Source organism: Lachnotalea sp. AF33-28 (assembly GCF_003477885.1).
Lineage (GTDB): Bacteria > Bacillota > Clostridia > Lachnospirales > Lachnospiraceae > AF33-28.
Window position 1 is genome coordinate 26,891 of sequence record NZ_QUEE01000005.1, and the last position, 13,437, is coordinate 40,327.

The 13,437-nt window shown below is 50.1% G+C and carries 12 protein-coding genes; 10 read left to right on the forward strand and 2 right to left on the reverse strand.

Annotated elements, in window-relative coordinates:
* Nucleotides 1-38: 38 nt before the first annotated feature.
* The 10 genes from DWZ56_RS08425 (at nucleotide 39) to DWZ56_RS08470 (ending at nucleotide 11,372) form a co-directional block, all read left to right on the forward strand.
* A complete protein-coding gene (locus tag DWZ56_RS08425) occupies nucleotides 39-605 on the forward strand; it encodes a glycerol-3-phosphate responsive antiterminator (RefSeq protein WP_118555997.1) in 567 nt (188 codons plus the stop codon).
* 58 nt (nucleotides 606-663) lie between these two features.
* The gene (locus DWZ56_RS08430; RefSeq protein WP_118555999.1) at nucleotides 664-2,088 is read left to right on the forward strand and encodes an NAD(P)/FAD-dependent oxidoreductase; all 1,425 of its coding nucleotides are present in this window, start codon (nucleotides 664-666) and stop codon (nucleotides 2,086-2,088) included.
* Nucleotides 2,089-2,095: 7 nt separating this feature from the next.
* Nucleotides 2,096-3,358: an NAD(P)/FAD-dependent oxidoreductase gene (locus DWZ56_RS08435; protein WP_118556001.1), complete on the forward strand. Its 1,263-nt coding sequence runs from the start codon at nucleotides 2,096-2,098 to the stop codon at nucleotides 3,356-3,358.
* A gap of 28 nt (nucleotides 3,359-3,386) precedes the next feature.
* Entirely contained in the window at nucleotides 3,387-3,752 is a 366-nt protein-coding gene (locus DWZ56_RS08440; RefSeq protein WP_118556003.1) for a DUF1667 domain-containing protein, read from the forward strand.
* 41 nt (nucleotides 3,753-3,793) lie between these two features.
* Nucleotides 3,794-5,284, forward strand: coding sequence for a glycerol kinase GlpK (gene glpK, locus DWZ56_RS08445; RefSeq protein ID WP_118556005.1), 1,491 nt, complete (start codon nucleotides 3,794-3,796; stop codon nucleotides 5,282-5,284).
* Between the two features lie 154 nt (nucleotides 5,285-5,438).
* Nucleotides 5,439-6,140 carry a response regulator transcription factor gene (locus tag DWZ56_RS08450; RefSeq protein WP_118556007.1) on the forward strand — a complete coding sequence of 234 codons (702 nt, stop codon included), beginning with the start codon at nucleotides 5,439-5,441 and terminating at the stop codon, nucleotides 6,138-6,140.
* Entirely contained in the window at nucleotides 6,130-7,266 is a 1,137-nt protein-coding gene (locus DWZ56_RS08455; protein WP_118556009.1) for a sensor histidine kinase, read from the forward strand. Before DWZ56_RS08450 ends, DWZ56_RS08455 begins: the two co-directional genes overlap by 11 nt.
* Nucleotides 7,266-9,551, forward strand: a complete 2,286-nt coding sequence (locus DWZ56_RS08460) for a hypothetical protein (RefSeq protein ID WP_118556011.1) — start codon at nucleotides 7,266-7,268, stop codon at nucleotides 9,549-9,551. Before DWZ56_RS08455 ends, DWZ56_RS08460 begins: the two co-directional genes overlap by 1 nt.
* Nucleotides 9,551-10,501 (forward strand): ABC transporter ATP-binding protein, encoded by a 951-nt coding sequence (locus tag DWZ56_RS08465; protein ID WP_118556013.1) that lies wholly within the window; start codon nucleotides 9,551-9,553, stop codon nucleotides 10,499-10,501. Before DWZ56_RS08460 ends, DWZ56_RS08465 begins: the two co-directional genes overlap by 1 nt.
* Entirely contained in the window at nucleotides 10,491-11,372 is an 882-nt protein-coding gene (locus tag DWZ56_RS08470) for an ABC transporter permease (RefSeq protein WP_118556015.1), read from the forward strand. The genes DWZ56_RS08465 and DWZ56_RS08470 overlap by 11 nt, the downstream gene beginning before the upstream one ends.
* A gap of 118 nt (nucleotides 11,373-11,490) precedes the next feature.
* Here the strand turns inward: DWZ56_RS08470 and DWZ56_RS08475 are convergent, their stop codons facing one another.
* Both DWZ56_RS08475 and DWZ56_RS08480 read right to left on the reverse strand, forming a co-directional pair.
* Nucleotides 11,491-11,841: a hypothetical protein gene (locus tag DWZ56_RS08475; RefSeq protein WP_118556017.1), complete on the reverse strand. Its 351-nt coding sequence runs from the start codon at nucleotides 11,839-11,841 to the stop codon at nucleotides 11,491-11,493.
* 216 nt (nucleotides 11,842-12,057) lie between these two features.
* Nucleotides 12,058-13,341 (reverse strand): L-cysteine desulfidase family protein, encoded by a 1,284-nt coding sequence (locus DWZ56_RS08480; protein WP_118556019.1) that lies wholly within the window; start codon nucleotides 13,339-13,341, stop codon nucleotides 12,058-12,060.
* Nucleotides 13,342-13,437: the final 96 nt, after the last annotated feature.

Below are 13,437 nucleotides of genomic sequence, written 5' to 3' on the forward strand. Positions count from 1 at the left end.
TAATACCCTTGTTTTGAACCAGGGAGTAGAGGTGAAGGATGAAGGATGAGATCATGGAGGCTCTGGAGGACTGTCCGGTGATTGCCGCGGTAAAAGACAGTGAAGGACTTGCAAAGAGCCTGGAGTCTGAGAGCAGGATTATATTTATCCTGTACGGAAACATATGTGATATCGGGGATATCGTCTCCAGGATAAAGAATGCGGGCAGAATGGCCTTCGTGCACGTGGATCTGATTTCCGGCCTGGCCAGCAAGGAAATCTCAGTGGATTTTATCCGCAGCAATACCCGGGCGGACGGTATCATAACGACGAAGCCCGCATTGATCAAAAGGGCCGGGGATCTGGGAATGTTCGCTATACTTAGGATGTTCATGATTGATTCCATGGCTTACAACAGCATAGAGAAACAGGCGGCCGCCTGCAGCCCCGATCTGATTGAACTTCTTCCGGGAACTATGCCCAAGGTAATACGCAGGGTCTGTGATAAGATAAAGATTCCGGTTATTGCTGGAGGTTTGATCGCAGACCGTGAGGATGTGATACACGCTCTGTCGGCCGGAGCAGTTTCCATATCGACCACCAACAGCGGCCTGTGGTTTGAGTAAAACGGTAACAGCAGTGCAGTAACAGTGAAGTAAAATAAAATGATAAGGGGAAAGTGCAATGTATGATGTAACAGTAATAGGCGCGGGCGTGACTGGGTGTGCGATCGCCAGAGAGCTGTCCCGTTATGAGGTAAAGGTCTGCGTGATCGACAGGTGCAGCGATATCTGCGAGGGAACATCGAAGGCCAATAGCGGCATTGTCCATGCCGGACACGATGCGGCCACCGGTTCCTGGAAGGCGAAGATGAACCTGGAGGGAAACCGTATGATGAAGCAGCTGTGCGAGGATTTGGATGTGTCCTTCCGGCAGAACGGATCTCTGGTTCTATGCTTTCGGGAAGAGGATAAAGGCGCGCTTGAAAAGCTATATGAAAAGGGCTGCGCAAACGGTGTGAAGGGGCTGCAGCAGTTAAGCGCCTCGGAAGTGAGGGTGATGGAACCGGCGCTGTCAAATAAAACTGTGGCAGCGCTCTACGCGCCGACAGGCGGCATTGTGTGTCCATTTGAACTGACCATGGCTCTGGCGGAAAACGCGTTTGTAAACGGAACAGAATTTATGCTTGAAACCGAAGTCCTATCCGTTAAGAAGGCTGAACAGGGATATGAGCTGGAAACGGATAAAGGAAAGATTTTGACAAAGACCGTGGTGAATGCGGCGGGAGTATACGCGGATGTGTTCCACAATATGATCAGTGAAGAGCGGATACATATCACTCCAAGAAGAGGTGAATACTGCCTGCTGGATAAAAAGGACGGCGGCATTGTGGATAAAACCATATTCCAGCTTCCGGGGGCAATGGGCAAGGGGATACTGGTTACCCCCACGGTTCACGGCAATCTGCTGACAGGACCTACAGCAAGTGACTTATCGGATAAGGAAGCGGTTGATACCAGCGCAGAAGGGCTTTCCCAGGTGCTTGATATGGCGAAAATAAGCGTTCCGGGACTGCCCGTAAGGGACGTAATTACGTCATTTGCGGGGCTTCGCGCCCATGAGGATTCGGATGATTTTGTGCTGGGAGAAGCAAAGGGGGCGCCGGGATTTTATGACGCTGCCGGCATTGAGTCACCGGGGCTTACCAGCGCTCCTGCAATCGGTAAATATATCGCGGATCTTGTTGTCGAAAAATTAGGAATTGTGGAAAAAACGACATTTATCCACAGAAGAAAAGGGGTTATCCACATGAAAATGTGCACAACTCAGGAGCAAAAGCGTTTGATCGAGGTAAATCCGGCTTATGGAAATATCATCTGCAGATGTGAAATGGTATCGGAAGGGGAGATCCTAGATGCCATACACAGACCTTTGGGCGCCACAACGCTGGATGGCATAAAGAGGAGGACAAGAGCGGGTATGGGAAGGTGTCAGGCGGGATTTTGTACACCGAAAACCATGGAGATACTGATGAGAGAACTGTCGTTAGAACCGGAACACATCCGCAAGAAGGGGCCGGGCTCAGAACTGATTGCTAAAAGGAGATAGATAAGAGATGGAAAATATCGATGTGATCATCATAGGCGGCGGGCCTGCGGGTCTGGCGGCAGCAATCGAGGCTAAGAAGGCCGGTGTGGATAACCTTCTGATATTGGAAAGAGACAGCGATCTGGGAGGAATCCTCAATCAGTGCATCCACAACGGATTTGGACTGCATACCTTCCAGGAAGAGCTGACGGGCCCGGAATATGCGGGCCGTTTTATAAAAGAGTTAAAGGCCTTGCAAATCCCTTATAAGTTAAATACAATGGTAATAGAAATAAAGGATAAAATAGTAACAGCTGTCAGCCGACAGGAAGGGTATGTGGAATATAAGGCGAAAGCGATTATACTGGCCATGGGATGCAGGGAACGTCCAAGAGGAGCATTAAACATACCGGGTTTCCGTCCGGCCGGCATATACAGCGCCGGCACCGCTCAGCGCCTGGTCAATATTGAGGGTTTTATGCCCGGGCGGGAAGTTGTGATCTTAGGGTCCGGTGATATCGGCCTGATCATGGCCAGGAGAATGACTCTGGAAGGCGCTAAGGTGAAGCTGGTGGCGGAACTCATGCCTTATTCCGGAGGTTTAAAACGAAATATTGTGCAGTGCCTGGATGACTATGGGATACCGCTTAAGCTCAGCCATACGGTGACCGGGATAGACGGGAAGGACCGGCTGCGAGGTGTTTTCATCAGCAGGGTGGACGAAGCCCGCAAGCCCATTGCGGGAACGGAGGAATATATATCCTGTGATACGCTTCTTTTGTCGGTTGGACTGATACCGGAAAATGAACTGTCCCAGGATATGGGCGTTGAGATCGAACCGCTCACCTCGGGTCCTGTGGTGAACGAAAGTCTGGAAACCAGTCAGGAAGGCATATATGCCTGCGGCAATGTGCTCCATGTGCATGATCTGGTTGACTATGTATCGGAAGAGGCAGGGCATGCCGGCAGGAGTGCCGCGCAGTATGTGAAAAACGGCAGGCCGGAGACTGCGGGGAAGGATATTCCTCTCATTCCGTCGGACGGCATCCGTTATACGGTGCCCAGGACTGTCAATGCGGACCGCATGGAGGAAACTGCAGTGATCCGCATGAGAACGGACGGCGTATACAAAAACTGTTATTTGAATGTTTACTTCGGCGCGGACCGGGTGATCCATAAAAAACGCATGGTGATGACGCCCGGAGAGATGGAGGAAATCACTCTGAAAAAACAGGATCTAAAGGCGGCGGCCGGCCTGGACCGGATCATATTCAGAGTAGAGGAACAGTGAGTGCGGATGTAAGCGGAAAGGAAACGCGATGGAAAATAAAGAGCTGATCTGTATAGGATGTCCGATGGGATGCGCCATGACCGCCTGCATGGAGGGCGGCGAGGTGGTATCGGTTTCAGGCAATACCTGCATACGGGGGGAACGTTATGCAAGAAAAGAGCTTACCGATCCCACCAGGATTGTGACTTCCTCCGTCAGGGTGAGAGGGGGAAGGATCCCGATGGTTTCCGTTAAGACCAGGGAGGATATCCCCAAAAACAAGATATTTGAGTGTATGGAGAAGATCAGGACGGTCACAGTGGATGCGCCCATCTGTGAAGGCGCGGTGCTGGTACATGACATTGCAGGCACGGGGGCGGACCTGATCGCAACAAAATCTGTAGAAAAGGCCTAGTACTGCAGTACTGGGGAAGGCAGGAAAAGGAGAAGAGCGGTATGGCTAAGTATGTTATGGCCCTGGACCAGGGCACCACGAGTTCCAGGTGTATTTTATTTGATGAAAATGCGAATGTCTGCAGCGTGGCTCAGAAAGAATTTACGCAGATATATCCCAGGCCGGGCTGGGTGGAGCATGATCCCATGGAGATATGGTCGTCACAGCTTTCCGTAGCCATGGAAGCTATGGCCAAGATCGGCGCGGATTCCGCGGATATCGCCGGCATCGGCATCACAAACCAGAGAGAGACCACGGTGGTATGGAACCGGCATACAGGCCATCCCATATATAACGCGATCGTATGGCAATGCCGGAGGAGCTCAGAAATTGTGGACCGCCTGAAGGAAGACGGTTATTCACAGATGATCTGCAGTAAAACGGGGCTGATACCGGACGCGTACTTCTCCGGCACCAAGCTGAAATGGATACTCGATCATGTGGAGGGGGCCAGAGAGGCCGCGGAACACGGAGATCTGCTGTTCGGGACCATTGACACCTGGCTGATCTGGAACCTGACTAAGGGAGAAGTCTTTGTAACAGACTATACCAATGCCTCCCGGACCATGATGTTTGATATACATAACCTGTGCTGGGATGACGAGATCCTAAGCATACTGAATATACCGAGATGTATGCTTCCGGAGGTAAAGCCCACGAGCTGTGTCTACGGTTATGTCAGCGAGGATGTGCTGGGGGGAGAGATTCCGATTGCAGCAGCTGCCGGTGACCAGCAGGCCGCTCTTTTCGGGCAGTGCTGCTTTGAGATGGGCGATATAAAAAATACCTATGGAACAGGATGCTTTCTGCTTATGAACACCGGCGAAACCCCTGTGAAGTCCCAAAGCAATCTGATCACAACCATCGCGGCCGGAATTGACGGAAAAGTATATTATGCCCTGGAGGGCAGCGTATTTGTGGCCGGAGCTTCCATCCAATGGCTGCGGGATGAGCTGCGCATGATAAGGACAGCCGCCCAGTCGGAAGAATATGCTCTGGCAGTGGAGGATACGGCAGGGGTGTATGTGGTGCCTGCGTTCACCGGACTGGGTGCGCCCTACTGGAACCAGTATGCCAGAGGCACAATTGTGGGCATTACCAGAGGCTTTAAAAAGGAGCATATGATCCGCGCCACGCTGGAATCCATAGCCTATCAGTCCTATGATTTGGTTAAGGCGATGGAAAATGACGCCGGCATCTGCTTAAAGAGCCTGAAGGTGGACGGCGGCGCCTGCGCCAACAATTTCCTCATGCAGTTTCAGGCAGATATTCTGAACACCAGGGTGCAGCGTCCTGATTGTATAGAGACTACTGCACTCGGAGCGGCTTATCTGGCCGGTCTGGCGGTCGGATACTGGAAGGATCGGGAAGAGCTGAAAAACAAATGGAATCTGAACAGGGAATTCATCGGACGCATGGAGGAACCCAAGAGAGAGAAACTGGTAAAAGGATGGAGAAAAGCGGTATCCAGAGCGCTGGATTGGGAAGAATAAGGATAAGGGCCACGGTAAATCTGCCGGGGCCCTTTCAGATATTGCGCAGTCCCTTAGATGTAAGAGAAAAGTAAAGAAAAACAGGAAAAACTGTGATATTGTATAATATAGATATTATGCTATGTATAGGGATGACAGAAAACAGGAGGTTTTTATGGCGCAGACAAGCATACTGGTTGTGGATGATGAGAAAGAAATCGCAGACCTGGTGGAGATCTATCTGGTCAGCGACGGCTATAAAGTATTTAAGGCATATGACGCGCTGGAGGGCCTGAACATACTGGCGGCGGAGGATGTTCAGCTGGTGATTCTGGATATCATGATGCCGGGCATGAGCGGACTGGAGATGTGCCGTAAGATCAGGGAGACCAATAACATTCCGATCATATTCTTAAGCGCGAAATCCACGGATCTGGATAAGATCATGGGACTTGGTACCGGAGCGGATGATTATGTGACGAAACCCTTTAACCCGCTGGAGCTGACGGCCAGGGTAAAATCACAGCTGCGCAGGTACACGGAATTAAATCCCGGAAGCCAGGGGCAGACTGCGGACAACGAGATCTCCATACGCGGCCTGAACATCAACAAGGACAACCATAAGGTGACCGTGTACGGTGAAGAGGTGAAGCTGACGCCCATTGAATTTGACATACTGTATCTGCTGGCTTCCAACCCTGGCAAGGTATTCAGCACGGATGAGATTTTTGAAAAGGTCTGGAACGAAAAGGTCTATGAGGCAAACAATACGGTTATGGTCCATATCAGGAGGCTGCGCGGAAAGATGAAAGAGGATACCAGGCAGGATAAGATTATAACCACGGTCTGGGGGGTAGGCTATAAAATTGAAAAGTGATATCAGAAGAAGCTCCTTGAAGCGGGCGGTGGTCAATACCCTGATCAGCGGACTGATAACCGCGATTATAGAGATCTTTGTGATTGTGAACTTTAATATGCTCCAGCAGGTGATAAACAGAACCGGATATTACAATTCTTCCCTGGCAGGAGGTAATTACGGGAACCTTTTCTGGATTACTCTGTTCGTGTTGCTGGGTATGCTCGTCTTCTGCGTCTGCTTTGTCTGTCTGGAGGATAGGACCGTCCGCTATATCTCAGAAATATCGGAAGCGATGAGCCAGATTTCTGAGGGAGATCTCAACACGGTTGTGGAAGTGCGGGGAGACAATGAGTTTTCAGAGATGGCCGCCACATTAAACAAGCTGGCGGAGGACATAAAGATGCTGATAGAAAAGGAGCGGGAGTCGGAGAAGACAAAGAACGAGCTGATCACCAGCGTGGCTCACGATCTGCGCACGCCGCTCACCTCCATGATCGGATATCTGGAACTGCTCAACCGCGATACAAAGATACCGGAAGAGAGAAAAAAGGAATTCATTGCTGTCGCATATAATAAATCCAAACGTCTGGAAAAACTGATTGACGATCTGTTCGGTTTTACCAAGCTCAATTATGGAAAAATCTCCATGAAGGTGGAGAAGGTGGATCTGGTAAAACTGCTTTCACAGCTGCTGGATGAATTTTATCCTAATTTTGCGGAAAACGATATTGCATATGAACTGAAGACCACTGTGGATACTCTGGAAATATCGGCGGACGGTAATCTGCTGGCGAGGCTTTTTGATAATCTGATCGGAAACGCGATTAAATACGGCGCGGACGGAAAGAAGATCGATGTAAGAATCGACAAGAAGGATAATGTCGCGATCATATCGGTGATAAACTATGGCAAGGTCATACCTCCGGGGGAACTGCCGCTCATCTTTGAAAAGTTTTACAGGGTGGAACAGTCCCGTGCGGAAAGAACGGGAGGAACGGGTCTGGGCCTTGCGATCGCGAAAAATATTGTGGAGATGCACGGCGGCAGCATAGAAGCGCGCAGCAGCCTGGAAGGCACTGTATTTGAAGTGAAGCTGAAAGAAGATTTTGATATCAATAAAGAAAATTTCGAGAGGATAAGCTGATGAGGAAACCTGGCATACGGGTATTGGCAGCAATCTGCACAGCGCTGATCATTGCATGCAGCATGATGGCGGGGGACAGTGTCCATGCATATAAGGATACGGCGTCTCCTCTGAATATAACTGTAACTTTTGGAATTACAGATAGTGCTAAATATGGCAGATATCTGCCGTTGCATATCCTCGTTAAAAACTTCGGGGATGATGTCAGCGGCATGCTCCAGATATTCGCGCCGGAAGAGGATGAGGAAAATTATCTCTATGAAACAGAGCTTGTGCTGGCGGCGGGAGACTCCGAAGAGAAGGTATTCTATATCCCCTTAAGCTATGGCATGGAAGCTCTGTTTCTGCGTATTTTAAACGACGGCAAAGATGTGCTGTATAAAGATACAATCCTTCTGAATGCGCCGAAGGACAGTACAGATATAAATTTGGGTGTCTTGTCGGCCAATCACGATACCGCTTCGTATTTTAATGGCGTATCGCTGAATGACTACATGGATACTTATCTGCGCGTCACCGGACTGACAGGGGAACTCATGCCGGAGGAAGTCCTGGAGCTGGATATGCTGGATATCATTATTGCGGATGACAGTTATGAAGGCCTGACGGAAGTTCAGAAGGAAACGGTAGTATCCTGGGTTTTCTCCGGGGGGGTTTTGATCTTTGAGAAGCAGTCTGGCAGCTATGAGAAGGACGGCGGTATAGAGTCATCCGAGGCGGCAGGTGAGGGCCTGATCATTCACACGGGCTTTTCCATGTCAGATCTGATGAATTACTGTGAAGACATGGGGAGCCGATCTGAGGCGGGCAACTTTTTTAACAGAGCATTGACGGAAAACAGGCTGATGAATTTGGAGAGCGAGATTTATAGCAACAGTATGCCGGACTATTGGTCGGTATACAGCATGGTCAACTCTGTTCCTCCGGGGAAGATCCCCAGCGTCGCGAAATATGTGCTGGTGCTGCTGGCGTATATATTGTTGATCGGTCCGGGTCTTTACCTGTTTCTTAAAAAGCGCCATAAGCCGGATGTGCAGAGGGCGCTGATCGCCGCCTTTGCGGTTCTGTTCTGCGGAATTATATTTGCGATCAGCTCAGATACCAGATTTCAGAACTCTTTTGTCAATTACGGCACGATCGTGGAGGAGAACCGGGACCGGGTATGCGAGACCAGCTATTTCAGCCTAAGATCTCCGGACAACAGGAACTATAAAGTGAAGCTGAAGGAAGGGTATTCGCTGATCGCCATCGCCGGAAGCAACCGGGAATCTTTTTCTTACGGAATGGAGAGGGTCATTCCCAGGGAGGACTATGATTACAACGTGGGGATCAGATATGCGGGGGAAGGCGACGAGATCAGGATCCGCGACATGGTCGCTTTTTCTCCCAATACATTCAAAGCCGCCAGGTCCTATGCGATTGAAGGAGAGGCAACGGTGAGCGGTGAGCTGTCTGTCTTTAAAGACCAGGTGGGCGGCCGTCTGATAAACAATACAGAGGAGCCTCTTAGAAATGTTACAGTGGTGCTGTACGGGCAGATCATTGAAATTGGGAGCATGGAACCAAAGGAAGAGGTGGATCTCTCCAATTATGTGATTAGGGATTGCGCATCGGAGTATCCTTATAATACTTCCAGAAAAATCGCAGGGTTTTATGAAAATCTGAAAAATAAGGTGGGGCAGGCGGAATATACGGAAGTCATCCAGAAGGCTCAGATCGTACAGTATTACCTCGATGAGTTCTTCTCCCAGAAGACGGACACCGCCCGCGTGATCGCATACAGGGACACAGAAGAGCCGGCACAGTTTCTGGCGGATGACAGCACATCAGGTTATGGCAGGACGCTGTATGCCACGGAGATACCTGTAAGCTTTGAAAAGGACGGGCTGATCTATCAGCCTTACCTGAAAGAGGATCCGGTGGTGCTGGACGGTTTTTATGACGGATCCTCCATCGCCATGAGCAGTTCGTCAGCCGTGACACTGGAAATCAGCCTCAATGAGGCGCTGGAGGATCTGGTTGAGCTCTGTTTCCGGGACGGTGTGACAGATAAGGACTATTCCTATGACTACAGGACGGAATTTGTCGGAAGCTGCTATTTCTACAACTTTGAGACCGGCAGATATGATAAAATGGATCTGCAGAAAGCCTATCAAAGGGCAGAATTAGCGCCATATATCAACGATAGCAATAGTCTGCAGGTGCGTTATGTGCAGGAAAAGAGCGGAGACAGCCGTTCATCGGTAGCGCTGCCTATCATTTCTCTGGTGAGGAGGGCCGGCTGATGTTTGAAGTAAAAAATCTGTGCAAAAATTATGGCAAGTTCCGCGCGCTCAATCACCTGGACATGATCGTGGAGGAAGGAGAGCTGTTCGGTTTTGTGGGACCCAATGGGGCGGGCAAGACTACCACACTGAAAATCCTGGCCGGCCTGTTAAAGGCGGATGAGGGGCAGGTGGTGATCGACGGTGTAAACGCACTGAAACAGCCCAACAGGCTGAAAGAGGCCATCGGATATATGCCGGATTTCTTCGGAGTATATGATAACTTGAGAGTCTCAGAATATATGGAGTTTTATGCGGCAGCGTATGGAATCTACGGCCTGCAGGCCAGGACCCAGTACAGAGAGCTGCTGGATATGGTGGATCTCGCCGATAAGGAGGATTTCTATGTGGATGGGCTTTCAAGAGGCATGAAACAGAGGCTGTGCCTAGCCAGGGCGCTGATCCACAACCCGAAGATTCTGATCCTTGATGAACCCGCGTCCGGGCTGGATCCGAGAACAAGATATCAGTTCAGGGAGATCCTTAAGGATCTGAATACCATGGGAAAGACCATACTGATCAGTTCCCATATCCTGTCGGAGCTCTCGGAGATGTGTACGGATATCGGAATCATTGACGGGGGACGGATGGTGTTAAGAGGCAGCATGGTGGAGATACTGACCATGGTCAACAGCGCCAATCCTCTGGAAATTGTAGTATGCGACAAGCTGGATGAGGCATTGAAGCTGCTGCGCAGACATAAGCTGGTCAGGACCATATCCGTGGACAGTCCGAAGATCGTGGTTACTTTCGGCGGCAATCAGAAGGATGAGGCGTTTTTGCTGAAGATGCTGGTGGAGGCCGGAGTGATGGTCAATTCCTTTGTCCGCAAGCAGGGCAGCCTGGAAACGCTGTTTATGCAGATCACGGAAAATAAGGACGAAAGGCTGGTGAGCAGCAATGAAGCTTAATCCGGTATATCTGAAAGAATCCAAGACCAGCAGCCGTACGGTGAAAACGGCCGTCATCATATTACTGTTTAACGGTGTGCTGGCCGCGGTGGCCTTTCTGAATCTGTATTCTATGGTAGAGTCTTTAAGGTATACGGGAGAGGTGCAGTTTTCCTCCATGCTGGAGCTGTACATGCTGATTGCGGAATTCGAATTTGCGATGCTGCTTTTGGTCATGCCGGCGCTGACCAGCGGCAGTATATCCGGCGAAAGGGAGAGGCAGACGCTGGATCTGCTTTTAAGCACCAAGATGAGGCCAAGGCAGATCATCATAGGAAAGCTTTTGTCCGCTCTGGAGGTGGCAAGCATACTGATCCTGTCCACATTCCCGATCCTGTCGCTGGTATTTATCTATGGCGGCCTGAAGATGCTGGACCTGTTTTTTCTGTATCTATATTTTCTGGTGACAGCCTTTTTTGTGGGAAGCATCGGCATCATGTTTTCTTCGGTATTTAAAAAGACTATGATTTCGACCGTGGTATCCTACCTGACAGAGGTGGTTCTGCTAGGCGGTTCTTATCTGATCGTATATTTTGCAAAACAAGTTTCAGACATCCACTACAGCACGGATATCGTGGCGGAACAGACCGGCGCGGGAGGCGCGGTCTATCTGCTGATCACCAATCCGGGCGTCAATTTCTATAGCTTTATAAATCAGCAGGCCGGCAACCGGAGGGCGCTGAAGGAACTGCTGGGCGGCTTCTTTAATTATTCAGAGAATTTCTTTTTTAATAACTGGGTAACGATCGGCATTGTTCTGCAGATTGCCGTGGCGGTGGTGTGCATATATATTGCGGTCAAAGCCATTGATCCTGGCAGAAAGAGATTTTAATTCAACAAAAAATCCTCAGAGTGGGAAAATTCACATCTCTGAGGATTTTTTCAATAGGGAAGATACTTTTTAACACCGTTATAATCTAAGCGCAGGGAGTATATGCCCTGCCTGAATACTATAGCAGCATATGGTAATGCATGCAGAGTACATCTATGATCAGGCAGAATATCACAGCCAGCACGGATATAACCAGATAAAACGGACGGATCGGCACATGTGCTGTAAAACATCCGATCAGCTTGACCAGGGACAGGATGAGCATCAGCACGGACACAAAAAAGGACAGCCACAATCCAATACCGTTGTAAAATACCGCTTCATACCGGTATCCCAATTCGTCCCTTAAAAGCCCGCTCTGATAGAGCTGGCAGGAAGATATCAGAACCAGCGCCAGAAAAAGCACTGCAAACAGCAGAGGAATCCATATATTTTTACAGTTCAGCTTTCTGTTCTCTTGATGTTCCATGATCTCCTCCAATCCCCAGAACATAAATACAGTTAAAAAACGCCTTTATTATACCATGTCAGCAAGCTGACATGGCCCCTCCGGGGGGATGCGCATGATTTTCAATGGAAATTGTCCGCTGCGTGGACGGAAATCAGCGCGGTATAATGTTTGCCGACATTATATCATAAGAGGAGCGCCGATTCAATCACTTTAGCATATTATCACTTTAAACGATCAGTCACACTGAGTCATGATGCGTATGATTTCTTTGTCCGTGCCGAACATGCCCTGTGCTCCGAGGCGGTAGATATTTTTGATGGTATTTTCAACGCCTTTGGATACAATTCCGTCCTCTCCGTAGAACTGCTGTCCGTTTATGTACATGTCATATCCAAGGATGCCCGCGTCCACGGAGGAGGCGATTTTCCCCGCACAGGAAGGCTTGGCTCCGTCACAGATGATGCCGGACACGATGGCTATGCTGTTTACCAGTGTGTGAGCAATCTCCTTCAGACGGCCGCCCTGGAGATAGGCAATGCCGCATCCGGCCGCGCATCCGGCGCTCACCGCGCCGCAGAATGCGGAAAGCGGACCTATGCCGTGTTTCAGATGAATGGAGATGAGGTTGGAAATCAGCAGGGCACGGTAAAGCTGATCTCTGGATGATCCGAGTTCTTCTGCATATACGATGACAGGCACGGATACGGTGATTCCCTGATTGCCGCTGCCTGAATTGATGACAACGGGCAGCTCGCAGCCGCTCATGCGGGCGTCTGAACCCGCGGCCGCCATCGCCCTCGCCCGGGTGCGCACATCCGGGCCATAGGATTTCAGCAGCACATTTCCTACGTTAGCGCCCCAATTGCCTGCGAGTCCTTCCTTGGCAATCGCGTAATTGTAGCTGATCTGCCGGTCCAGCAGTTCGGTTACCTCCTCCAGATTTGCGGAGTCCGCAAATTCCACAATGGCCTCGACAGAGAGGCAGCTGCGGTCGGCCTCGTCCAAAGCGCATGCTTCCTCTTTATACTGTGCCTGATACAGGCAGCTTCCGTCTTTTTCCAACAGCACAATATTGGAATGATGGCGGGCAATCCGCACTTTAGCGGTGCTGAAACCGGCCGAGACGGTGATCAGGATATCCAGCTTATCGCCGTCTTCCAGGGGCTTAACGGCAAATGCTGTCTGTTCCAGATAGGTGCGGATCTCCTGTTTTTTATCATCCGGCACCTCGGCGATTACCTCAAGGACTTTATCTGCATTTCCGGCGACGATACCAGCGGCAGCGGCAGCGGGTATTCCCTTCAGACCGCCGGTGTTGGGGACGATCACACTTTTCACGTTTTTAATAATGTTGCCGCTGGCCTCAATTACGACCTGCTCCGGAAGGGCGCCCAGGAGATCGCGGGCCTTTGCGGCGCAGTATGCGATGGCGATGGGTTCCGTGCATCCGAAGGCAGGCACGAGCTCCTCTTTTAATATTTCAATGAAGGTGTTGTAGACGGAAGGTGATAAAGACATTGGGGTATTCTCCTTTAGTGAGTTTGTTTTGCTGTAACAGCTTTTATTTAGTATAGCGTACCTATTGATATTTGAAAAATTAAAATGTAGAATATT